This is a genomic window from Aestuariibaculum sp. YM273 (assembly GCF_030908365.1).
Lineage (GTDB): Bacteria > Bacteroidota > Bacteroidia > Flavobacteriales > Flavobacteriaceae > Aestuariibaculum > Aestuariibaculum marinum.
This window is the reverse complement of record NZ_CP133090.1, coordinates 1345257-1367174: the sequence shown is the minus strand read 5'-3', so window position 1 is coordinate 1367174 and position 21918 is coordinate 1345257. Positions and strand designations below refer to the sequence as shown.

At 33.4% G+C, this 21918-nt stretch carries 23 protein-coding genes and 1 tRNA gene; 15 read left to right on the top strand and 9 right to left on the bottom strand.

Going from position 1 to position 21918, the window contains the following annotated elements; all coding sequences use genetic code 11:
* The first annotated feature begins 24 nt into the window (after positions 1–24).
* The 4 genes from rnpA to RBH94_RS05825 all read left to right on the top strand — a co-directional run bounded on the left by rnpA (position 25) and on the right by RBH94_RS05825 (position 3245).
* Complete coding sequence (rnpA, locus tag RBH94_RS05840) at positions 25–432, top strand: ribonuclease P protein component (protein WP_188222621.1); 408 nt, start codon at positions 25–27, stop codon at positions 430–432.
* On the top strand, positions 416–2050 hold the full coding sequence (locus RBH94_RS05835) for a S41 family peptidase (protein WP_307883143.1): 1635 nt from the start codon (positions 416–418) through the stop codon (positions 2048–2050). Before rnpA ends, RBH94_RS05835 begins: the two co-directional genes overlap by 17 nt.
* Before the next feature lie 69 nt (positions 2051–2119).
* Positions 2120–3004, top strand: coding sequence for an OmpA family protein (locus RBH94_RS05830; protein WP_307882786.1), 885 nt, complete (start codon positions 2120–2122; stop codon positions 3002–3004).
* Positions 3005–3029: 25 nt separating this feature from the next.
* On the top strand, positions 3030–3245 hold the full coding sequence (locus RBH94_RS05825; protein ID WP_307882785.1) for a hypothetical protein: 216 nt from the start codon (positions 3030–3032) through the stop codon (positions 3243–3245).
* Positions 3246–3255: 10 nt separating this feature from the next.
* Here the strand turns inward: RBH94_RS05825 and RBH94_RS05820 are convergent, their stop codons facing one another.
* From RBH94_RS05820 to rpiB, 3 genes are read right to left on the bottom strand one after another with little or no spacing between them, the layout of a single operon-like run.
* Positions 3256–3699: a GNAT family N-acetyltransferase gene (locus RBH94_RS05820; RefSeq protein ID WP_307882784.1), complete on the bottom strand. Its 444-nt coding sequence runs from the start codon at positions 3697–3699 to the stop codon at positions 3256–3258.
* 53 nt (positions 3700–3752) lie between these two features.
* Complete coding sequence (locus RBH94_RS05815) at positions 3753–4670, bottom strand: cation diffusion facilitator family transporter (protein ID WP_307882783.1); 918 nt, start codon at positions 4668–4670, stop codon at positions 3753–3755.
* A complete protein-coding gene (gene rpiB, locus RBH94_RS05810; protein ID WP_188222626.1) occupies positions 4671–5105 on the bottom strand; it encodes a ribose 5-phosphate isomerase B in 435 nt (144 codons plus the stop codon).
* A gap of 780 nt (positions 5106–5885) precedes the next feature.
* On the opposite strand from rpiB, the gene rnr reads away from it, so the two are divergent.
* The 3 genes from rnr to RBH94_RS05795 all read left to right on the top strand — a co-directional run bounded on the left by rnr (position 5886) and on the right by RBH94_RS05795 (position 9880).
* A complete protein-coding gene (rnr, locus tag RBH94_RS05805; protein ID WP_307882782.1) occupies positions 5886–8075 on the top strand; it encodes a ribonuclease R in 2190 nt (729 codons plus the stop codon).
* A 296-nt stretch (positions 8076–8371) separates the two neighbouring features.
* Positions 8372–9046, top strand: coding sequence for a head GIN domain-containing protein (locus RBH94_RS05800; protein ID WP_307882781.1), 675 nt, complete (start codon positions 8372–8374; stop codon positions 9044–9046).
* A 150-nt stretch (positions 9047–9196) separates the two neighbouring features.
* On the top strand, positions 9197–9880 hold the full coding sequence (locus RBH94_RS05795) for a LysE family translocator (protein ID WP_307882780.1): 684 nt from the start codon (positions 9197–9199) through the stop codon (positions 9878–9880).
* Positions 9881–9936: 56 nt separating this feature from the next.
* Here the strand turns inward: RBH94_RS05795 and RBH94_RS05790 are convergent, their stop codons facing one another.
* The 4 genes from RBH94_RS05790 to RBH94_RS05775 all read right to left on the bottom strand — a co-directional run bounded on the left by RBH94_RS05790 (position 9937) and on the right by RBH94_RS05775 (position 11389).
* Positions 9937–10419, bottom strand: a complete 483-nt coding sequence (locus tag RBH94_RS05790; RefSeq protein WP_307882779.1) for a pentapeptide repeat-containing protein — start codon at positions 10417–10419, stop codon at positions 9937–9939.
* 120 nt (positions 10420–10539) lie between these two features.
* Positions 10540–10611 (bottom strand) — tRNA-Cys (locus RBH94_RS05785).
* A 196-nt stretch (positions 10612–10807) separates the two neighbouring features.
* Positions 10808–11179 carry a dihydroneopterin aldolase gene (gene folB, locus RBH94_RS05780; RefSeq protein WP_188222632.1) on the bottom strand — a complete coding sequence of 124 codons (372 nt, stop codon included), beginning with the start codon at positions 11177–11179 and terminating at the stop codon, positions 10808–10810.
* A gap of 3 nt (positions 11180–11182) precedes the next feature.
* Positions 11183–11389: a zinc ribbon domain-containing protein gene (locus tag RBH94_RS05775; protein WP_188222633.1), complete on the bottom strand. Its 207-nt coding sequence runs from the start codon at positions 11387–11389 to the stop codon at positions 11183–11185.
* A 138-nt stretch (positions 11390–11527) separates the two neighbouring features.
* Here RBH94_RS05775 and RBH94_RS05770 point away from each other — a divergent pair, with 138 nt between their 5' ends.
* The 7 genes from RBH94_RS05770 (at position 11528) to RBH94_RS05740 (ending at position 18515) form a co-directional block, all read left to right on the top strand.
* Entirely contained in the window at positions 11528–13540 is a 2013-nt protein-coding gene (locus RBH94_RS05770; protein WP_307882778.1) for a glutamine--tRNA ligase/YqeY domain fusion protein, read from the top strand.
* Positions 13541–13626: 86 nt separating this feature from the next.
* Positions 13627–14109: a DUF1761 domain-containing protein gene (locus RBH94_RS05765; RefSeq protein ID WP_307882777.1), complete on the top strand. Its 483-nt coding sequence runs from the start codon at positions 13627–13629 to the stop codon at positions 14107–14109.
* 71 nt (positions 14110–14180) lie between these two features.
* Positions 14181–15332, top strand: coding sequence for a GNAT family N-acetyltransferase (locus RBH94_RS05760; protein ID WP_307882776.1), 1152 nt, complete (start codon positions 14181–14183; stop codon positions 15330–15332).
* A gap of 72 nt (positions 15333–15404) precedes the next feature.
* A complete protein-coding gene (locus tag RBH94_RS05755) occupies positions 15405–15626 on the top strand; it encodes a hypothetical protein (protein ID WP_307882775.1) in 222 nt (73 codons plus the stop codon).
* Between the two features lie 202 nt (positions 15627–15828).
* The gene (locus RBH94_RS05750) at positions 15829–17463 is read left to right on the top strand and encodes a sensor histidine kinase (protein ID WP_307882774.1); all 1635 of its coding nucleotides are present in this window, start codon (positions 15829–15831) and stop codon (positions 17461–17463) included.
* Positions 17450–18082 (top strand): response regulator transcription factor, encoded by a 633-nt coding sequence (locus RBH94_RS05745; protein WP_307882773.1) that lies wholly within the window; start codon positions 17450–17452, stop codon positions 18080–18082. Before RBH94_RS05750 ends, RBH94_RS05745 begins: the two co-directional genes overlap by 14 nt.
* Positions 18083–18188: 106 nt before the next feature.
* Entirely contained in the window at positions 18189–18515 is a 327-nt protein-coding gene (locus tag RBH94_RS05740) for a hypothetical protein (protein WP_188222640.1), read from the top strand.
* A gap of 96 nt (positions 18516–18611) precedes the next feature.
* Here RBH94_RS05740 and RBH94_RS05735 read toward each other — a convergent pair whose 3' ends face one another.
* Positions 18612–19535, bottom strand: a complete 924-nt coding sequence (locus RBH94_RS05735; protein ID WP_307882772.1) for an SPFH domain-containing protein — start codon at positions 19533–19535, stop codon at positions 18612–18614.
* Positions 19536–19611: 76 nt separating this feature from the next.
* Between RBH94_RS05735 and RBH94_RS05730 the strand changes: the two genes are divergently transcribed.
* Positions 19612–20295 carry a hypothetical protein gene (locus RBH94_RS05730; RefSeq protein WP_307882771.1) on the top strand — a complete coding sequence of 228 codons (684 nt, stop codon included), beginning with the start codon at positions 19612–19614 and terminating at the stop codon, positions 20293–20295.
* A 73-nt stretch (positions 20296–20368) separates the two neighbouring features.
* Here RBH94_RS05730 and gltX read toward each other — a convergent pair whose 3' ends face one another.
* Entirely contained in the window at positions 20369–21895 is a 1527-nt protein-coding gene (gene gltX, locus RBH94_RS05725) for a glutamate--tRNA ligase (RefSeq protein WP_307882770.1), read from the bottom strand.
* Positions 21896–21918 lie beyond the last annotated feature (23 nt).

Sequence of the window (21918 nt, the reverse complement as noted above, 5' to 3'; positions counted from 1 at the left end):
CTTTGAAAAATTAAATGACACATCTTGAAATTTACTTACAATAAAAACGAAAAACTAAAAAGTAAAAAGCTGATTGATCAGCTCTTTAGCGAAGGTCAATCTGTTTCAGCTTATCCTTTACGTTTAGTGTATATGCCTACAGCTTTTAATGAAGATATTATTGCTAAAACAGGAGTTTCTGTAAGTAAACGTCAGTTTAAAACCGCTGTAGATCGTAACCGAATAAAACGTTTGTTAAGAGAAGCTTACCGCCTGAATAAGGGTGTATTTTTTAACAACATTTCTACACAATATGCGTTTATGATTTTGTACATTGGCAAAGACAAACCTACTTTATCCCAAATTGAAAACAGAATGCAACACTTGTTTAAGAAGTTTTTAAACAAGGTTTCTGAAACTGAAAACAAGTCTCATGATGAAAAAAGTACTTAAAAAACGCATTATTATTCCGATACTGGCTTGTGGTTTATTTTTTACCACAACTGCCTTTCAAAATGATTTTTTTGAGATTGCAAAACAGCTGGAAATCTTTACCACCTTGTTTAAAGAACTCAACATGAATTATGTTGACGAAACCAATCCAGGGGACTTAATGGATACAGCTATAAAAAGTATGTTAGCCGATTTAGACCCGTATACCAACTTCATGAACGAGCAAGATGTTGAAGCGGCCAGAATTAATAATACCGGGGATTATACGGGTATTGGAGCTAAAGTTAAAACCTTAAAAGATAAGTTAATAATTGTTGAACCCTATAAAGATTATCCAGCAGATAAAGCGGGTTTAAAAGCGGGCGATGAAATTATTCAAGTTGGTAATATTCGTATTGAAGATTATAAAGAAGATGCCGGAGAACTGTTAAGAGGTGTTACCGGAAGTTCTGTTGAAGTGACTTATAAACGCCAGGGAAAAACCAATACAGCTACTATTAATCGCGCCGAAGTAGAAATTAAAGCAGTCCCTTATTTTTCGTTAATCAATAACAAAACAGGATACATTGTTTTATCGCGTTTTAATAATAAAGCAGCAGCCGAAACAAATTATGCCTTACGTGATTTAAAAGCTCAAGGCGCTCAAAAAATCATTTTAGATTTAAGAGGAAATCCTGGTGGATTATTAAACGAAGCCATTAAAATTGTCAACCTATTTGTACCTAAAGGGCAGTTGGTGGTTACAACAAAATCAAAGGTTAAAAAGTATAATAAAACTTATTACACACAAGGCAATCCTATCGATACAGAAATTCCTTTAGTGGTTTTAATTGATGGTGGCAGTGCCTCGGCAAGTGAGATTGTTTCTGGATCTTTACAGGATTTAGATCGTGCGGTTATTGTTGGTTCCAGAAGTTTTGGAAAAGGACTGGTACAACGCCCTAAAGAGCTTATTTACGGGACTCAGGTTAAGATTACCATTTCAAGGTATTACACGCCTTCTGGTCGTTGTATTCAGGCCTTAGATTATTGGCACCGTAACGACAAAGGGGAAGCTGTAAGAGTAAAACAAGAGAACTACAACGAATACAAAACTAAAAACGGTAGAAAAGTATTTGATGGCGGTGGTATTTTCCCAGATGCCAGTTTCGATGCGTCTAACAATTCAGCAATTACCAGCGCCATTGTAAACAACGATTTGGTGTTTGATTATGCAACAGACTACTACTACAATCATAAATTAGATAACGTCGATAATCTTAAATTAACAGATACCGATTTTAACGATTTTAAAAGCTATTTAAAGGCTAATAATTTCTCATTCGAAACCGAAACCGAAAAAGCTTTAAATAAAGCCTTCGAAACCGCTACAAAGGAAGAATTAAACGATAATATAGAAAAAGATTACAAAACCCTTCTTACCAATTTAAATAAGTCTAAAACCAGTATTATCGACGCTAATAAAGATTATTTATTAGAGTTATTAACTGAGGAGATTGTTAAACGTTATGTATACCGTGAAGGCTTGTACGATTATTATAAAACACACGATACGAAAATTAAGAAGGCAACCGAAATTCTTAGTAATCCTTCAACTTACAACGATTATTTACATTAGTTCTTAGGGAATTTTAAAAAAAATTCATTTAAAATAGTATATTTATAATCCTGTCTTTTGCCGCAGATTATGAATAAACTAGTAACCTTTATACTCATATTTTTAGGGAACCTTACCTATGCTCAAAATAATATTACTCACGAAGTTTATTTTGAAACAGATAAATATGAAGTGATTCCAACCGAAGAAAACAGGTTATTACTTTTCATTTCCGGGTTAGCAGACATCGATATTGAGTCTATTGCCATCTTTGGTTTTTGTGATGATGTCGGCGCCGATAGTTATAATTTAAAACTTTCAAAACAACGCGCTGAAGCGATTAAAGGTATTCTTTCCAATCATGAAATTAGTGAAAATGTCATCACCAACGTAGACGGAAAAGGTGAGGTTTTACTAAAAATTGTAAACGAAACCAACGTTGCAAAAATTAGAGGATTAAACCGAAAAGTGGAAATAATAATAAATCCGAAACCACCTATTCTTCCAAAAAAAGAAGAGAAAAAAATTGAAATTCCTATTGAAGAAACACCTTTAGAAACTGCAGAAATTTTAAAAGGAGAAGTAAAGGTTGGGGATAAAATTCGCTTTGAAAATATTTTATTTAAAACAGGGTATAGTGTGATTAATCCTGAGTCAAAAAAAATACTTAACGATATTGCGAATGTCTTGGTAGATCGTGAAGATATTTACTTTACTATTGAAGGTCATGTATGCTGTACACAGTTTAGCAGAGATGCTATCGATCGTAAAACAAAACAACGTAATTTATCGGTAGCCAGAGCCAAATACGTATATGATTATTTTGCAAAAAAAGGGGTGAGTAAAAAGCGTATGCGTTACTTAGGTATGCGTCGAAAATTTCCTTTAGGTGGCGACCCAAAATACGATCGTCGCGTAGAAATAGTGATTAATTATATTGATGACAGACCAAACAGACGAGAAGAAAGTAAATAGTATAATAAGCTAAAACTTCATATAAATGGATACGTTTTTAACAGTATTAATAACCATCTTAGCCTTTGTTTTAATCACTTTTTTATACTGGAAATTAACCAATGGCTATGTAAAAAAACTATACGGTAAACCGCTTTGGAAACAATGGGGTTCTAAAATGTATTATTGGACTACCGCTATAGCTGTGAGTGGTGCTCTTACTGTACTATTAATTTATGTTGTTAAAAACCTAAAATTTTAGAATAATCAAGTTACTCTTTTACCATCGCAATATGAGGAATATCATCTTCCAGATAGCTTTCTCCTACTTCTACAAAACCTAAATTTTTATAAAAATTCTTGAGATAAACTTGTGCTGAAAGTCGAATAGTAGTTTCATTAAAATGTGTTTTGATGGCTGAAATTGCCGCCTTCATAATATCGTATCCATACTTAAAATCACGTTCATTTAAATGTACAACTACACGCCCGATACTCGAAAATTCAAAGTAATCGCCAGGCTTAAAAATACGTGAATAGGCAACTATTTTTCCATTTTTAAACCCTAAAATATGAAGTGCTTTTTGGTCCTTCCCATCTACATCCTGATACACACAATCCTGTTCAACCACAAAAACTTCAGAGCGTAATTGTAAAACATTGTATAACTCATGAACTGATAATTCATCAAAAGCTTTGACTTGTATTTGCAGCATATTTCAGATATTAATAATTAACCTCTACACTTATTAACAAGATACTAAATTTTTTAATCTTGCACAATAACATGCTTATCGTCTGATTTTCTGAATTCTGGCTGAATATTAACATGATTGATATGATACCTTATTAACACTAAATCTTCTATATTGTGCAAAACTTCATCGAACTGCGACAGGGTAATATCCTCTTGAAAATCGATGTGAGCCTCTAAATGAACTTCATCTTCGTTAAGCTGCCACACATGCACATGGTGTACATTCTTAATGGCATCGAATGCAGAAATCTCATCTACAATTTTTTGAATAGGCACATGATCTGGAGTAAAGAGCATCAACACTTTAGTAGACGATTTTAATAAATCATACCCCATATAAATAAGATATATGGCAATCGCTAAAGTTAAAGCACTATCTACCCAGAAAATCTGGTAATACTTCATTAACAAGCCACCAATTAGTACCGCAACACTTGCTAACATGTCTGTTAATAAGTGTAAATAAGCACTACGCATATTCATGTTAGATTCACTATCCTTTTTTAAGAGTAACACACTGGCTCCGTTAGCGATAATAGCAATTAACGATAACCAAATTACTAGTCCGGTTTTGATTTCTTCAGGGTGTTGAAAACGTTTAATAGCTTCAATAATTAAAAGAATAGCAACAATTATTAAAGTAGAAGCATTTATAAAAGCAGCAAGAATTTCAGCCCGTTTATATCCGAAGGTTCTGTGAATAGAAGCTTGCTTTTTGGAAAGTTTATTAGCAACGTAACTAACTATTAATGAAAGAACATCACTAAAATTATGAAGTGCATCACTAAGTAATGCTAAACTACCAGACACTAAACCACCAATAATTTGAGAGGCCGTAATAACAATATTTAATATTATAGATATTAAAAGATTACGGCCCTTTAAATCGTTGTGCGCATGCGCGTGGTTATGCGAGTGCTGGTGTGACATTTAACAAGATACAGGAATTTTATCTATACGAGTTTGGTGTCTGCCTCCTTCAAATTCAGTACTTAAAAAAACATCGACCATTTCAACAGCTTGCTGAATCGCTGTAAATCTGGCTGGTATACATAATATGTTGGCATTATTATGACTACGAATTAAATGTACAATCTCTTTATTCCAACATAAACCGGCACGTATTTTTTGGTGTTTATTAGCAGTCATAGCTACACCATTGGCACTACCACATATTAAAATTCCAAAATCGGCATCTTTATTTTCAACATCGGTAGCTACCGGGTGAACAAAATCGGCGTAATCTACACTATCATTACTATCTGTACCATAGTTTTTTATAGTATAGCCTTTTGATTCTAAATGCTTTACAATAGCAAATTTATAATCGGTTCCAGCGTGATCGTTTCCTATAGAAATATTCATTGTTTGTGTATTAAAGTAAAATATACTGCAAAAGTACTAACTAAAAATGACTTACAAGAGTTGTCAATTAGTATATTAACAACTTGTTAATAGGTGTTAATACTAACTCAAAAAAAAATCATTGTTCTTTCAATTTTTTTTCCAAACAAAAACCGCAAGCACATCACCAAAAAATAACTCCACTTTTTTTAGCAAAATTATTAGACACAAAAATAACGGATATAAACAGAGATATTAAAATTAAATATCAAAAAATAGCTGTTAGCATTGGTTATCAACAGCTGTTAATAGACCTATTAAATCAATTAAATATTAAGCATTTACAATGATTATATCTGTTAACAACCATCTAATAGCTTGTAAAGAACGAATATTCCTAATCATCTCTAAAAAAGTTATTCTAGATATTAACAGACTATAATAACAAGTATTTTTTTTTAAATTTTTCAAGAAGATAAATGATAATTATATCTATTGTGAATAACTCTGTTTTTCATTTCTTGCTTTAATTTTTAATTTGATGGTTATGGCCTATTCATAATTTCAAAGAACCTAAGTCTAAAGGTCGGTATTTAAAAAGACGTTTGATATTTTAGTTATTAGAAGTTTTTAGATGGTTTATAACAGGTGCTTTTTGATAATTAACATTCTCTAAACCTTGTTTCAATTTTTAATTGTAACTTTGAAAAAGAAATAGTTGTCACTTCCGCTTTTATCATAAGCTATTTTTATAACAGATTTTCCTCTATCTTAGGAAATGAAAATGATCACAGAAATTACATGAGTAAAAAGAAAAAAAGGAAATCAAGAAATGGCATTTCCAACCTATCAAATACAATTCTTAGTATTTTAAAAAAAGAAAGAAACCAGGCTTTTAACTATAAACAGATTGCTGCTAAGTTAGGAGTGAATGATGCGAGCAGCAGAAATCAAATCATAAAAAAATTACGCGACCTACAAGGAAAGAATGAAATTGAAGAAGTTGATCGCGGAAAATTTAAAGCTGTTATTAACACCGAATACCACACAGGTATTTTAGATCTGTCTGGTAAAGGTACCGGATATGTAATTTGCGACGACTTCGATGACGATGTTTTTATCGCCTCAAATAATATCAACAAAGCCCTGAATGGAGACGAAGTTGAATTTTACGTTTATAAGCGCCGTAAACGCGGTAAAATGGAAGGGGAGATAGTTAATATCATAAAACGAGAGAAAAACGAATACGTGGGCGTTATACAGCTTCATGAGAAGTATGCGTTCGTTATTGCCGACAGCAATAAAATGTATAAAGATATTTTTATCCCGATTAACAAGGTTAATAAAGCTGAAGATGGTGATAAAGTTTTAGTTCGTTTAGAAGACTGGCCAGAGAAAGCCGATTCACCTTACGGGAAAGTGATTGAGGTTTTAGGAAAGCCAGGAGAACACAATACAGAAATTCATGCCATCCTTGCCGAATATGGTTTACCGTTTGAATTTCCATACGAGGTTGAAAAGTTTGCTAATAATTTAGATACTTCGATTACTGCTGAAGAAATTTCGAAACGTCGAGACATGCGTAACGATTTAACGTTTACCATCGATCCTAAGGACGCCAAAGATTTTGATGATGCCTTATCCTTCACCGTGATAAAAGATGGCTTATATGAGATTGGAATACATATTGCAGATGTATCGCACTATGTGAAAGAAGGAACGGTTTTAGATGATGAAGCTTACGAGCGTGCTACTTCGGTGTATTTAGTAGATCGTGTGGTGCCTATGTTACCAGAAGTTTTATCTAATAATGCTTGTTCATTACGCCCGCATGAAGAGAAGTATACCTTTTCTGCTGTTTTTCAAATGAACGATAAATGCGAAATTAAAAATGAATGGTTTGGTAGAACCGTAACGTATAGCGATGCGCGTTTTGCTTACGAAGAAGCACAATCGATTATCGAATCGAAAACAAACGAAATTCCGCAAGAGGTTTCTTTAACTGGTGAAGCGTATCAAGCCGATCAAAAAATTGCCGATGCTATTTTAAAAATGGATGAGCTGGCGAAAAAAATGCGAAACAAGCGCATGAAGTCTGGAGCGATTTCATTTGACAAAGTTGAAGTGAAATTTAATTTAGATGAACAAGCAAATCCAATTGGTGTATTTTTCAAAACCAGTAAGGATGCTAATAAATTGATTGAAGAATTTATGTTATTAGCTAATAGAAAAGTGTCTGAATTTATTGGAAAACAATCACCGAAAAAAACATTTGTATATCGTGTACATGATGAACCAGATGTAAGTAAGCTGGCTAATTTACAAGGCATCGTTTCTAAGTTTGGTTATAAACTGAATTTTAAAGACCGAAAAACCACATCGGCATCTTTAAACAATTTATTAACCGAAGTAGTTGGTAAGAAAGAACAAAATCTTGTAGATACTTTAGCGATTCGAAGTATGAGTAAAGCTGAATATACCACGCACAATATTGGTCATTACGGATTAGCGTTCGATTATTACAGTCATTTTACCTCGCCAATTCGTCGTTACCCAGATGTGATGGCGCATCGTTTATTACAACATTATCTCGATGGTGGAAAATCGGCAAATGAAGAAGCTTACGAAGATAAATGTAAACATTCCAGCGATATGGAAAATTTAGCCACTAAAGCCGAACGTGATTCTATCAAGTACATGCAAATTCGTTTTATGGAAGATCATAAAGACGAACAGTTTGTTGGTGTGATTTCAGGCGTAACCGACTGGGGAATTTATGTCGAAATTATCGATAATAAATGTGAAGGAATGGTAAGTGTTCGCGATATGAACGACGACCATTATGCGTTCGATCAGGATTTATATGCCATGATTGGTCGATCGACAAAAAACATGTATCAGTTAGGAGACGAAGTTGTAGTAAAAGTTAAAAATACCGATTTGGTTAAAAAACATCTCGACTTTAACCTGATTGGGAAATACGAAGGATAGTATATTTAAAATATTAATTTAACGTCATTACGAGGAAGTATGACGAAGTAATCTTTTTACTAGGAGTTCCTTATTTAAGATTACTTCATTTCACTACGTTTCATTCGTAATGACGTTATTTTTTTAACCCGTCAGTTCGAGTGATTTTCGATGAATTAGAAAATTGTATCGAGAACGTTTTTAAATTTATTTTCTAAAAACATTTCTTAATTATTATCTCTTAAAAAAATCCAAAAGCAAATTTACAACGGTATAATTATTGATAATTTTACATTCAAATCAAAAAAAGTTAAGAAATGAAAACCTTAGTTAAAATATGTGTTCTATTTATAACAACTATAATTTATGCACAAGATCCAGTAGAAACAAATCTTGAAGAATTTAACGAATTAAAAGTTTACGATTTAATTCAGGTGAAACTGGTAAAGTCTAACGAGAATAAAGCGGTGGTTTCAGGAAAGAATAAAAACAACGTGGTGTTGAGTAATAAAAACGGCGTGCTTAAAATTAAAATGGAATTCGAAAAAATCTTTGATGGTGATGCTACCGAAGTGGTTTTATATTACACCTCGTTTGATATCATTGATGTTAATGAAGGTTCTAAAGTAGAAAGTGAAGACGAGATAAAACAATTTGAAGTGAATTTACGAGCTCAGGAAGGTGGAATTATTAATGTACCGGTTAATGTTTCAGTAATAAATATAAAAGCGGTTACCGGTGGAATTGTTGAAACTAAAGGAACGGCAAAAGAGCAAACCATTGCACTTAGAACTGGTGGTATTTGTAAAGCCACCAATTTGGAAACAAAATATACCGATGTAACGGTTAACGCAGGGGGTGAAGCTTATGTAAGAGCATCAGATCAGGTCGATGCTACAGTCCGTGCTGGTGGAAATGTTTATGTTTATGGAAAACCAACAACTATTAATGAAACCACTGTTATTGGAGGGAAAGTACATCGAATGAATTAACAATCTTATTTTCAATATAGATGATAAACCGGTAATTATGTTACCGGTTTTTTTATGCTAAAATCTAACATTGAGGCGGTCTTTTATAGTTCTTCTAATAATATGTTTTTAAAATATTCCTTTACTTTGTATTGAAACTCTCGCTCGATTATGTTTGATGATATTTTAGCGGCTATTCCTTTTGGTATTGTATTGGCATTTACAATAGGTCCGGTATTTTTTGTACTTCTGGAAACCAGTATAACCAAAGGTTTTAAAAGTGCCTTGATTTTTGATTGTGGTGTGATGCTTGCCGATGTTATTTTTATCCTGGTAGCTTTTTTTAGTACCAGTAAATTACTCGATAAAATTAAAGACGATCCTAATTTTTTAATTTTTGGTGGTGTATTATTGGTGGCTTATGGAATTATTTCATTTGTAAAAACCTCTAAATCGTTTAGAGACATTGTTCGCGAATACCATAAAGTGGAAATTAAAAAGGGCTACGGAAAATTATTTTTAAAAGGCTTCCTTCTTAATTTTATAAATATTGGCGTGCTTTTGGGGTGGGTGGCGTTTATTGTTTTAGGAAATTCTCTAACCACTTCTGAAGATGGTGTCATTATCTTCTTATCAACGATTTTAATTGTGTACTTTTTAATCGATTTAATAAAAATTGCGGTGGCAAAAAAATTACGTCATCATTTAACCCCGCGCTTAATTTTTAAAACCAAAAAAATTATAGCGCTAGTGATTTTAGGATTTGGCGTATTATTACTTACCCAAGGGTTCTTCCCAAAAGAAAAGGAACTTATTAAAGAAAAGTTAGAACAGATTAATCCTGTGAATAGGTAGGGTTAAGGTTGTTCGTTTGATGAGTTTTATAAAGTTTTAAGTGAAAATGGTAAAGTTTATATTTTTTTGTGTGTAGGTAATTTTGTTGTTTCTAAATCAATTTCACATCTAAAATCGACTAATTTTAAGTCCATCTCGGAAAGATCCACATTTTTAAATACTGTTTCCCAACCATTTGGTGAATAAGGACCATAGAATACAATGTTTTCTGCTTTTCCTGTGAAACTACAATTTTCAAAATTTGTATTCCAAAACTGATTATTTTTAAATAAAATATTAGTGAATTCACAATCCAAATATTTAGTTGGTCCGCCCATGTTAGTATTCTGCCCTAAGAATTTACAACTAATAAATTTACAGTTTTCTAAATTCGAATTACCAAGAATATAGGTGTTCTTAAATTGACAGTTCTTCCATGTAACACTTTTAAAGTTACAATTAAAGAAAGTACAATTGTAATACACAGTGTTTTCAAAAGTAATACCTACGAAAGTTTCATTTAAAAACTTAATACTATCTATTTTTTTAAGTTTTTTCATTTTATACTTCAGTCAATCTGTTAATAAGTAATCGCTTTTACGAAACCTAATTTACACATTTTTCTTACAGCTTAAAATAAAGGCATAAAAAAACCTTCAAGAACTCTTGAAGGTTTTTTGAGGTGTCGAGCGGATTCGAACCGCTGTAGCAGGTTTTGCAGACCTGTGCCTAAGCCCCTCGGCCACGACACCATTAATTTTAGGGGCAATTAATTTTATGTAGTAAATCTACAAAAAATATGTCAACTGCCGTTAAGCGGTTGCAAATGTAAAAAAAAATAAGACTTTACAATAACTTAAAATTAATTTTTCCGCGATAATCGAGATTTATAGACTTTAGCTGATTTCTCGGAATGAAAAATCAGTTATTAATTAACGTCTTATTGGTTTAACCTTTATAATCTTTACGTCTGTCCATCATTTTAATGGTTACTTTCTCCACATCGCCACCAATAGGCGGGTTTAATTTACTTACCCAAACTGTGGCTTTTCTAACCAGTTGATCTTCGTTAAAAATACGATCTAAAATACGACGCGCTACCGTTTCTAATAAATGCGAAGGCACAGCCATTTCTTCTTTTATAATTCGGTTTAGTAACACGTAATCTACCGTATCTTTTAAATGATCAGATTTAGCCGAAGGTTGTAAGTCGGCTTTAACCTCTAAATCTACACGGTAATCGCTACCAATTTTAGTTTCTTCTTTTAAACATCCGTGGTAAGCAAATACACGAATATTTTCAACTTTAATAATGCCCATAGTTTAAGTGAATAAATCAAAAATGTTACTCAACGCGCTAGTACTGGCTTTATAGAATTCGGTATAGGTGCAATTGGAACAGGTTACCGAGGTAAATTTTTTGTTTTGAACATCAAAAATTTTCGATAAAGTGCCGCCGGTTGCACGTATTTCACCAACTTCAAAAGTGGTATTAGCACATTTAGGGCAAATGTAGTTAGTATTTTTCATTGTTATAAGGTGTTTTCCAAGATTTAAATGATTAGTAACGTTTCCTTAAATTTTGTTACGCTTCTACAAGTATATTCATCTATAATAACTTGTTTTTATGTAATTTTGAGCCTTATTTAGTTGAAATAAATTTCACGTATGTCTGAAGAAAGAAAATCGCTCAATTTTTTAGAGCAAATTATAGAAGAGGATTTGGCTAATGGCATGCCAAAAGAAAACTTAAGATTTCGTTTTCCACCAGAACCAAATGGGTATTTGCACATTGGTCATACTAAAGCTATTGGTATTAGTTTTGGTTTAGGTGAAAAATATAATGCACCTGTAAACCTTCGTTTCGACGATACTAACCCAGCTAAAGAAGAGCAGGAGTATGTTGATGCGATTAAAGAAGATGTAGCTTGGTTAGGTTACAAATGGGATAAGGAATTGTATTCTTCAGATTATTTTCAGCAGTTATACGATTGGGCCGTTCAGTTAATTAAAGATGGTAAAGCCTATGTGGATTCGCAAAGTAGTGAAGCGATGGCTGAACAAAAAGGAACACCTACGCAACCAGGTATCGATGGTCCTTATAGAAACCGTACCGTAGAAGAAAATCTTGATTTATTCGAACGTATGAAAGCGGGTGAGTTTGAAGAAGGCGAACATATATTACGTGCTAAAATAGATATGCAGCATCCTAATATGTTGATGCGTGATCCTATTATGTATCGTATTTTAAAGAAACACCACCACCGTACTGGTGACGATTGGTGTATTTACCCAATGTACGACTGGACACATGGAGAAAGTGATTATTTAGAACAAGTATCACACTCCTTATGTTCATTAGAATTTAAACCACACCGTGAATTATACAACTGGTTTAAAGATCAGGTGTACGATTATAGTAAAACAGAATATCCGTTATTACCAAAACAACGTGAGTTTGCCCGTTTAAACTTAAGTTATACTATTATGAGTAAACGTAAGTTATTACAATTGGTAAACGAAAAGGTCGTTGTTGGTTGGGACGATCCGCGTATGCCAACTATTTCAGGTTTACGTCGTCGTGGTTATACGCCTGCTGCGCTTAGAAAGTTTGTGGAAACTGTTGGTGTAGCCAAGCGTGATAATGTGATTGATGTATCGCTTTTAGAATTCTGTATTCGTGAAGATTTAAATAAAACAGCGCCTCGTGTTATGGCAGTTTTAGATCCGGTAAAAGTGGTAATTACAAACTACCCTCAAGGGAAAGAAGAGTGGTTGGATGCTGAAAACAATCCCGAAGATGAAACGGCTGGTTCAAGAAAAGTACCGTTTTCAAGAGAAATTTATATTGAGAAAGACGATTTTAAAGAAGAAGCTGGTAATAAGTTTTTCCGTTTAAAATTAGGTGGCGAAGTGCGTCTTAAAAATGCATATATCATTCAGGCGAACGATGTGGTGAAAGATGCTAATGGTGAGGTAACTGAAATTCACTGTACATATTCCGAAGACACTTCTAAAAAGGTAAAAGGAACACTGCACTGGGTATCGATTAAGCATGCAGTAAAAGCTGAAGTTCGTGAGTACGACCGCTTGTTTATGGACGAAGCTCCGGATAGTCATCAGGATAAAGATTTCATGGACTTTTTAAATCCAGATTCATTAAAAATTATCGAAGCTTACGTAGAACCAAGTTTAGTGGAAGCTCAAATAGGTGATCGATTCCAGTTTCAACGTTTAGGGTATTTTAATGTCGATAACGATGCAACTTCAGATAAACTAATTTTTAATAAAACCGTTGGTTTACGCGATACCTGGGCTAAGCAAAAACCTGTAAATACACAAAACACTACACAGAAGGCACAACAAAAAAATCAACCTCCTAAGAAAAAGGCGATTGATGTGATTCAGCAATTAGGTAAAAAATATACCAATTTACCTGAGGCTAAACAACAAAAGGTAAAGACTGAAATTTTAGAATTAGCTAAAGAAATAAGTTACGAAGAGCTTCAACCCTTATTTAATACGGCTGTTAAAAAAGTAGGAACGCGAATTGCTGTTGCCCTTGCTTTAGGTGTGTTATTAGAAGAAGGTTTAGAAAAGAATACAGATGTTCAGGAATTCATTGATAAAGCCTTGGAAGATAAAAACGATATTCTAGTAGCAGAGGCACAGACCCTATAATCGGTCTTTTGCTATTCGATTATAACTTGTAGATTCCATAATTATTTTAGCTATATTTAAAGTATCTAACTGTAACTAAAATAATTATGGAATTTAATTTATTAGCAATTATTGTTGCCGCAATTTCAGCTTTGGTTGTCGGTGCTGTTTGGTATAACCCAAAAGTATTTGGAACAGCCTGGATGCAGGCTGCAGAGATGACCGAAGACAAAATGAAAGGCGCTAACATGGGTAAAATCTTTGGATTAGCCTTGTTGTTTGCATTCTTTTTAGCTTTTGCACTCCAGATTTTAACCATTCACCAAACGGGAGCCATAAGTATGGTTGGTGGCGATGTTGAAAATGCCTTACCGTCATTTCACGCTTTTATGGATGATTATGGAACTGCGTTCAGAACATTTAAACATGGTGTGCTGCATGGTGTTATAGCGGGTATTTTTATAGCACTTCCTATTCTTGGTACCAATGCGCTTTTTGAACGCAAAAGTGGAAAATACATTTTAATTAACGCTGGGTATTGGATTGTAACTTTAGGTTTAATGGGCGGAATTATCTGTGCATGGCAATAATGTTGTAATTTTTATAGATATTTAAAGACTGAAGCGATTTAATCTTCAGTCTTTTTTTTGCCTTAAGCTATATGTATCACATCTATAATACAGTTTCCGATTTACCCGATTCTTGGGATGGTTTAGTCAAACAGGATGTTTTTCTTCAGTCGGATTATCTACAAGCTTTAGAAGCTTCTGCTCCAGAAAATATTAAGTGTTATTATATAGGTATTTTTAAAGCCGACAACTTAGTTGGTATAGCGATAATACAACGGGTTCAGTTGTATTTAAAAGATATGTTTCGAAATGCGCAGGTATCTTGTGTGAAAGACTTTTTAAAGGATCAAGTATCAAGGATTTTAAAAGGGAATATTCTTGTGGTTGGAAATTTGATGCACACCGGGCAACACGGTATGTTGTTTAAAAAAGAGAATATCGATCAAACAGAATATTTAAAATTAATTTTTGAGGCTTTAAACGATATAGAAAAACAAATTAAACAAGACGAAAATAAAACCATTCGAGCGGTGGTTTTTAAGGATTACTTTTTAAAGGATACGATGCATTCTGAAGTTGATTTTTTTAAATCACATGGGTTATATCAAGTCGCTGTACAACCAAATATGATTATGGAAGTAAAGTCTGGTTGGACTAACTTTCAGGATTATATTTCAGAGTTAAATAAAAAGTATAGAACACGTTATAAACGTGCCAGAAAAAAGTTTAACGGTATTATAAGTCAGGAATTAAATCTTGATGCTATTGAAAATAATCAAAATCAACTTTATGCACTGTATTTAAATGTTTCAGATAATGCCAAATTCAATACGTTCATTCTTTCTCAAAATCATTTTTACCAATTAAAACTTCAGCTTAAAGAACGATTTAAAGTGTATGGGTATTTTTTAAATAACGAGTTGGTTGGGTTTTATACGTTAATACTAAATGGTAACGATTTAGAAACCTATTTTCTGGGTTATGATTGCAAACATCAATACCCTAATCAATTGTATTTAAATATGCTTTACGACATGGCGGAATACGGCATCAATAATAATTTTAAGAATATTGTTTACGCCAGAACGGCCATGGAAATTAAGAGTTCGGTAGGAGCAGAAGCTAAACCTATGGTCATGTATTTAAAGCATACTAATTATGTTTTAAATGCACTTTTAAAAGAGATTTTTGGTTTAATGAACCCTACTAAGCAGGACTGGCAGCCCAGACATCCGTTCAGGTAGTGTTAAAATGCTTTGTTAAATGGTTTAAAATTAATAACTATATAGCTATAGTTTATTTTTAATTTAGAAGTCATGAAACCTTTAACCAAAACACTTTCAAAAATTTCGCATCTTATCCGTTATATTGAAACCGATTATCCGGAATTATATCAGCATCTTGATGAAAACCCAGTGACACTTTCAAGTCATATGGGAGCGCAGATGGATACCGATTCGATGCAAAATTATTTAGAAACCCTCAAAAGTATATTACATAATTACAAGCTTGAAAAAGGTATTATTGCAGCCTCATAACACTATTTTATCCTCTATACTTGTAATAGTTACTTTGTTTAAAAGCAACATGTTTTTTCTTCAGTAAAACATGCGGAATGGTTTATGTCCTTTTATTGTCTTTTTAAAGGATTAACTTTCGTAGGTAAATAAGCTTTCCTATTTTTAGATTTTAATTCCACAAAACGTTAGAATGAGTATTAGAACCCTGATATTAGTTATTATGAATAGCTTAATTTTTTTAGTGGTTCTGGTCTTATCTATTACTTTTTATCATCAGTTTTCAAAGGTTTTAGATGATAGAATTTTATTGCAGTTAAATTCCATAAAAACCCTTAAGAAGGTTCAGATTGAAAAATTGATTAACGACGAATGGTTGCTCTTTAATAATGAAGTAGAAAGTTATATCCCTAACGATACTTCTGATGTTGTTTTACCAAAAGGGATGCATTTTAAATCTGGAATCTACGATTTAACGTCCTATAGCACATCAGGTAAAACGTCTATTGGGTTAATTCTTAATAAGGATGGTAGTCCTGTTTTTAAGATTATAGATTACAATAAAATTAAATCCATTTTATTGGAGCGTACAGGAATGGGAAATACCGGTGAATCGTATTTGGTGGGAGAGGATTTTTATATGCGATCGCCATCGCGTTTTTATCCCGATAAACGGCCAACTACGATAAAGGTAGAAACCAAAGGAGTGATAAATGCCCTTTCTGGAAACGAGGGTCGGGCGATTATACAAGATTATCGTGGGGTTGATGTGTACAGTTTGTTCAGCCCTATTGAAATTTCTAATCTTCATCTGGCTATACTTTCAGAAATTGATACTAGCGAAGTAAATGCACCTCTAAAAAAGTTAAAAGTTAGGCTTACAGGTTTGATTGTAATTACTATGCTTATCGCTGTTATTTTATCTTTGTTTTTGACTAAAATTATTACCAGACCCATTATAAACATGCAGAAGAGCCTTAAAATTATGGCTGCCGGCGATTATAATAAAACCAATACTTTTAGTAAGAATTCAAACGAAATTAAGGAAATGTTTGATGCCTTAGATAATCTTAAAAAATCGCTTCAGGGGGCTGTTAAGTTTTCCAACGAAATGGGGGAGATGAATCTCAACTCAGAATATGTTCCAAAAGGTGATAATGATTTATTAGGAAAAAGTTTATTGAAAATGCGCGATAAGCTTATTGAATTCAGAAATAACGAAAATAAGAACCGTATTAATACCAAGCGTTTGCTGGTTGATGGTTTAGAAAACGAAAGGCAGCGTTTGTCTCGTGAGTTACATGATGGAATAGGCCCTTTGTTAACCTCCTTAAAATTTTACATTGAAAACCGTATTGAAAGTAAAAAGAAACGTACTGAAATGAAACAGCTTTTAGATACGACAATTACCGAAATCCGATCGATGTCTAATGCGTTAATGCCATCCACTATAGACGATTTTGGGGTTGGAGCGGCATTATCTAATTTTGTTGATAGTGTAAAACAATTTTCAGATATCGATATAGAATTTGAAGATTTAACCAGTCCGGAACAAAGTAAAATAACAAAAAATCAGGCCATCAATATTTTTCGAATTGGGCAGGAACTCATCAATAATTCCTTAAAACACGCACAAGCAAAACACATTAGGTTAACCTTATCGGAATTCGAAAATTTCATCTCCTTTTTTTATTTTGATGATGGTATTGGTTTCGATTTAAATACCGTAAAATTAGGTTCAGGAATTATTAATATTAAAGAGCGTGTTGAGATTTGTAATGGAGAAATTGATATAAATTCCAAAGCAGGCCGAACAACGTTTGAAATAGAATTACCCATTAATCATGACACAAATTAAACTTATTATAGCCGACGATCACGAACTATTTAGAAATGGTTTAATAGAATTATTGAAGAAATACGACGATGTTTCTGTGGTTAAAAGTGTAGCTGATGGAAAGGAATTTATTGAAGCTATTAATGAAGATGATGATATAGATATCGTCTTGTTAGACATTACTATGCCTAATATGGATGGTTTTCAGGTTTTAAAGGAAATAAAGGATTTAAATACCAAAGTAAAGCCTATAATCATTTCTATGCATAACGATGGTAATTATATTGCAAAGTGTGCTAAAAGTGGCGCTTATGGTTATTTATTAAAGAATACAGACCAGGAAGAACTGATTAAAGTTATTCGTATTGTCCATCAGGGGAAAAAGTATTTCAGTCCTGCTATTACAGAGAAGATGATTAATTTCATGTCGGTACAAAATGTGAGTGAAAATATTCTTTCTAAAAAAGAAAAGGAAGTATTAGGACTCATTGCAGAAGGGCTCACCACTAAGGAAATTGCAGCTCAATTATTTGTAAGTAGCCGTACTATTGAAACCCACAGAGCTAATGTTTTAAAGAAACTGGAAGTAAAAAACACTGCCGAATTAATAAAAAAAGCCACCCTTTTAAATTTAATATAAAGTGAACGTATCCGTATTTATACGGATATAAATTACGTGATTTCTCATATATGTAAAACCTTGAGTTTGCCTGTAACTTTGTAGCGAACATTAAATTTTATATATCATGAAAAATTTATTATTTATCCTAGCATTCGTGTTTGTTTCATTTAGTGCATTTTCACAAGATAGAAGCGATCTAAAAGGACCTGCATATAAGAATTACAAGCCTTGGAAACACAAAACAGAAGCTAAACCTGTTTTTACTTCAAATACAAAAACAGATTTAAAAGGACCAGAATATAAAAACCGCAAAGTATGGAAGAAGTCTGAAGAGGCATCTTACACTCAAGTTGTGGTTGAAAATAAAAAGGCTAACTTAATGGGGCCGGCTTATAAAAACTATAAGCCAAATAAAGAGAAAGAGGTTAGTATTGTCGCTGCGAATGAATAGAGAGCATTAACAGCGTTATAATTTTTTAGTTAATTAGGATAAAAAAAGCATTTCAATTTTGAAATGCTTTTTTTGTTTTAGAGAATTATGTTGAGTTTACGAATCTTTTTTCTTTTTGCTTTCTTTCATAGCTTCACCAATCTGGTTACTGGCCGTAAAACTTGCTACCATATCGTTAAGCATGTTACTACCGGCTTGTGGTGAGTTTGGAAGTAATATCAGGTTGCTGTTGGTTTCGCCACCAATAGCCTGTAAGGTATCGTAATGCTGAGTGACTACAATTAAGGCAGAAGCCTCCTGACTGTTAATACCAACGCGATTTAAAACGTCTACCGATTCTTCTAAACCACGGGCTATTTCACGACGCTGATCGGCAATACCTTGTCCTTGTAAACGCTTACTTTCTGCTTCGGCTTTTGCTTTTTCAACTATTAAAATACGTTGTGCATCCCCTTCGTATTGCGCGGCTGTTTTTTCGCGGTCGGCAGCATTAATACGGTTCATGGCAGCTTTTACCTGTGGGTCTGGATCGATATCGGTCACTAAAGTTTTAATAATATCGAAACCGTAATCCAGCATCGCGTCGTTTAATTCGGCTTTTACAGCTAATGCGATATCATCTTTTTTTACGAAGACGTCATCGAGTTTCATTTTAGGGACTTCGGCACGAACAACATCAAAAACATAACTGGTAATCTGGTCATGCGGATAATCGAGTTTATAAAAGGCATCATACACTTTATCTTTAATGACTTTGTATTGTACCGATACTTTTAAACGGACAAAAACGTCGTCTAAGGTTTTGGTTTCAACAAGAACATCTAATTGTTGAATTTTTAAACTTAAGCGTCCCGCAACGGTATCAATTAATGGAATTTTTAATTGTAAACCGGAGTGTCGAATGCTTTGAAATTTACCAAAGCGTTCAATTATAGCCGCTGTTTGTTGTTTCACGGTAAAGAAGGAAAATATCAAAACGACAATTCCTAAAAACAGAATAATGGGCAATGAGAATGACATAATGTGTTATTTAATGAGTTAGAATAAATTAAGATACTAAAATTATATGTTATATTTGGTTACAAACCACTAACCAATGAATTTTAAGCAATCTTTACTATTAGTAGCATTTATGCTATGTTTTGTTACAAAAAGTTTTTCTCAACATCGAAATTATCGCATTACTAATGGGTTTTCTATTTTTGGTGGAATGACTCAGTTAGATATCACGACAGACAATTTTACCACCAGTAAGGAATGGGGGTTTCTTGGAGGTATGTGGGCTACGGTCGATATTCCACACCGTTGGTATAATGTAAGTTTTGGGATGCAGCTTTCTGAAAGTAAAATTGGGATTTCTGCTCGGGAAATTCAAACTGTTGCGGAAGAAAACTATGTAAATTATAAATTATTTGCCGCTCAAATTGCTTTGTTGGGGCATATTAAATTAGGTACGCCAGATGTGACGATTGATTTAGGACCGATGTTTCAATACAACAGTGATTTGGAAATGAAGAACAAAGACTACGAAAGTTATTACGTAAATAATTATATCAATTTGCAAGCTTCACAAATAGGAAGTATTTCAAACTTTAATTTAAACGGTGTTGCAGGTATAACAGCAGGTTATAAGTATGTGAAATTACGTGCCCAATATATTTATGGGGCTACCAATATTTTGAAGCGATTAAATTCTAAAGATTTGAATACTGAAGGAGGGAAGTCAACATTTAAAGGCAACCAAACTATGTTGGTTTTAGGGTTGAATGTGTCTTTCTAAACATTGATATTTATAAAATATAAAAGCCATCCTCAATAGAAGATGGCTTTTTTGTTTGATAATAAATATGTTCTTACAGTGTGGAGATAACGTTTTGAATACGTTTAATAGTTTCTGCTTTTCCAATCATATAAATAATATCGAAAACATCAGGTCCTTGTAACGCGCCTACTAAAGCTAAACGTAAAGGCATCATTACTTGTCCGAAACCAATCTCGTTAGATGTAATCCAGCCTTTAATCTCTTTTTGAAGCGCTTCTGCTGTGAAATCTTCATTAGCTTCAATAATTGATATCACTTGGGTTAAAATATCTTTAGTACCGTCTTTAAAAGCTTTTTTAGAGGCTTTTGCGTCGTATTCTGTTGGAGCTGTAAAGAAGTAGTGGCTTAGGTTCCAAAAGTCGCTTACAAAGGTTGCTCGTTCTTTTACTAAGTCAATAACCATGGCAATATAATTCACATCAATATCGGCTAACTCCGAACGTTGTGCTTTAAAAGCTTGAGCTAAGTCTTCATTAAATTGCTCTTGCATGTAATGGTGATTAAACCATTTTATTTTATCCGGATCGAAACGTGCTCCCGCTTTATTTACGCGTTCTAAATCGAAGGCTTCAATTAATGCATCTAAACTAAAAATTTCTTGTTCCGTACCTGGGTTCCATCCTAAGAAAGCTAAAAAGTTCACCACGGATTCTGCGAAATAGCCATCTTCTTTATAACCACGAGATACTTCGTTGGTTTTAGGATCGGTCCATTCTAATGGAAATACAGGAAACCCTAATTTATCACCATCACGCTTACTTAATTTTCCTTTTCCGGTAGGTTTTAAAATTAATGGTAAGTGTGCAAATTCTGGTATAGTCCAGCCGAAAGCTTGATATAAAGCTATGTGAAGAGGTAAAGATGGTAACCATTCTTCACCACGTATAACGTGTGAGATTTCCATTAAATGGTCGTCCACAATATTTGCCAGATGGTAGGTTGGCATCCCATCGCTTTTAAATAATACCTTATCATCTAAAACTTCTGTTTTAAATGAAACATGTCCTCTTATTATATCTGTAGTTGAAATTGTTCCATGTGCTCCATTTTCCGTTTCATGCATTTTAAAACGAATCACGTAGTCCTCGCCAGCATCTAATTTCGCTTTCACCTCTTCCGCACTAAGCGATAAAGAGTTGCTTAATTTTAGTCTGTTATGCCAGTTGTAGATAAAGGTTTTTCCTTTTTCCTCATGGTCCTTTCTATGCACATCTAAAGATTCGGCAGTATCAAAAGCATAGTAGGCTTTGCCTTTAGCAATTAATTCTTCAGCATATTGCTTGTATAAATGCTTGCGTTCACTTTGTCTGTAAGGTCCAAATTTTTCGTTTTTATCAACCCCTTCATCAAACGGGATACCACACCAGTTTAAAGCGTCGATAATATATTTTTCTGCGCCTTCAACATAACGGTTTTGATCGGTGTCTTCAATTCTTAAAATAAAAGTACCGTTGTGTTTTTTGGCAAATAAATAGTTAAATAAAGCAGTACGAACTCCACCTATGTGAAGTGGGCCAGTTGGGCTTGGTGCGAAACGCACACGAACATCTTTAGTCATGTTTGAAAAATTTGCTGCAAAGA

Bases quoted from the DNA above. Each gene is read 5' to 3' on its own strand.
- rnr (WP_307882782.1), top strand. From the start codon at position 5,886: ATGAGTAAAAAGAAAAAAAGGAAATCAAGAAATGGCATTTCCAACCTA.
- RBH94_RS05745 (WP_307882773.1), top strand. From the start codon at position 17,450: ATGACACAAATTAAACTTATTATAGCCGACGATCACGAACTATTTAGA.
- RBH94_RS05815 (WP_307882783.1), bottom strand. From the start codon at position 4,670: ATGTCACACCAGCACTCGCATAACCACGCGCATGCGCACAACGATTTA.
- RBH94_RS05775 (WP_188222633.1), bottom strand. From the start codon at position 11,389: ATGAAAAATACTAACTACATTTGCCCTAAATGTGCTAATACCACTTTT.
- RBH94_RS05830 (WP_307882786.1), top strand. From the start codon at position 2,120: ATGAATAAACTAGTAACCTTTATACTCATATTTTTAGGGAACCTTACC.
- RBH94_RS05795 (WP_307882780.1), top strand. From the start codon at position 9,197: ATGTTTGATGATATTTTAGCGGCTATTCCTTTTGGTATTGTATTGGCA.
- gltX (WP_307882770.1), bottom strand. From the start codon at position 21,895: ATGACTAAAGATGTTCGTGTGCGTTTCGCACCAAGCCCAACTGGCCCA.
- RBH94_RS05770 (WP_307882778.1), top strand. From the start codon at position 11,528: ATGTCTGAAGAAAGAAAATCGCTCAATTTTTTAGAGCAAATTATAGAA.
- RBH94_RS05835 (WP_307883143.1), top strand. From the start codon at position 416: ATGAAAAAAGTACTTAAAAAACGCATTATTATTCCGATACTGGCTTGT.
- RBH94_RS05730 (WP_307882771.1), top strand. From the start codon at position 19,612: ATGAATTTTAAGCAATCTTTACTATTAGTAGCATTTATGCTATGTTTT.
- RBH94_RS05825 (WP_307882785.1), top strand. From the start codon at position 3,030: ATGGATACGTTTTTAACAGTATTAATAACCATCTTAGCCTTTGTTTTA.
- RBH94_RS05800 (WP_307882781.1), top strand. From the start codon at position 8,372: ATGAAAACCTTAGTTAAAATATGTGTTCTATTTATAACAACTATAATT.
- RBH94_RS05765 (WP_307882777.1), top strand. From the start codon at position 13,627: ATGGAATTTAATTTATTAGCAATTATTGTTGCCGCAATTTCAGCTTTG.
- RBH94_RS05755 (WP_307882775.1), top strand. From the start codon at position 15,405: ATGAAACCTTTAACCAAAACACTTTCAAAAATTTCGCATCTTATCCGT.
- rpiB (WP_188222626.1), bottom strand. From the start codon at position 5,105: ATGAATATTTCTATAGGAAACGATCACGCTGGAACCGATTATAAATTT.
- folB (WP_188222632.1), bottom strand. From the start codon at position 11,179: ATGGGCATTATTAAAGTTGAAAATATTCGTGTATTTGCTTACCACGGA.
- RBH94_RS05750 (WP_307882774.1), top strand. From the start codon at position 15,829: ATGAATAGCTTAATTTTTTTAGTGGTTCTGGTCTTATCTATTACTTTT.
- RBH94_RS05735 (WP_307882772.1), bottom strand. From the start codon at position 19,535: ATGTCATTCTCATTGCCCATTATTCTGTTTTTAGGAATTGTCGTTTTG.
- RBH94_RS05740 (WP_188222640.1), top strand. From the start codon at position 18,189: ATGAAAAATTTATTATTTATCCTAGCATTCGTGTTTGTTTCATTTAGT.
- RBH94_RS05820 (WP_307882784.1), bottom strand. From the start codon at position 3,699: ATGCTGCAAATACAAGTCAAAGCTTTTGATGAATTATCAGTTCATGAG.
- RBH94_RS05760 (WP_307882776.1), top strand. From the start codon at position 14,181: ATGTATCACATCTATAATACAGTTTCCGATTTACCCGATTCTTGGGAT.
- RBH94_RS05790 (WP_307882779.1), bottom strand. From the start codon at position 10,419: ATGAAAAAACTTAAAAAAATAGATAGTATTAAGTTTTTAAATGAAACT.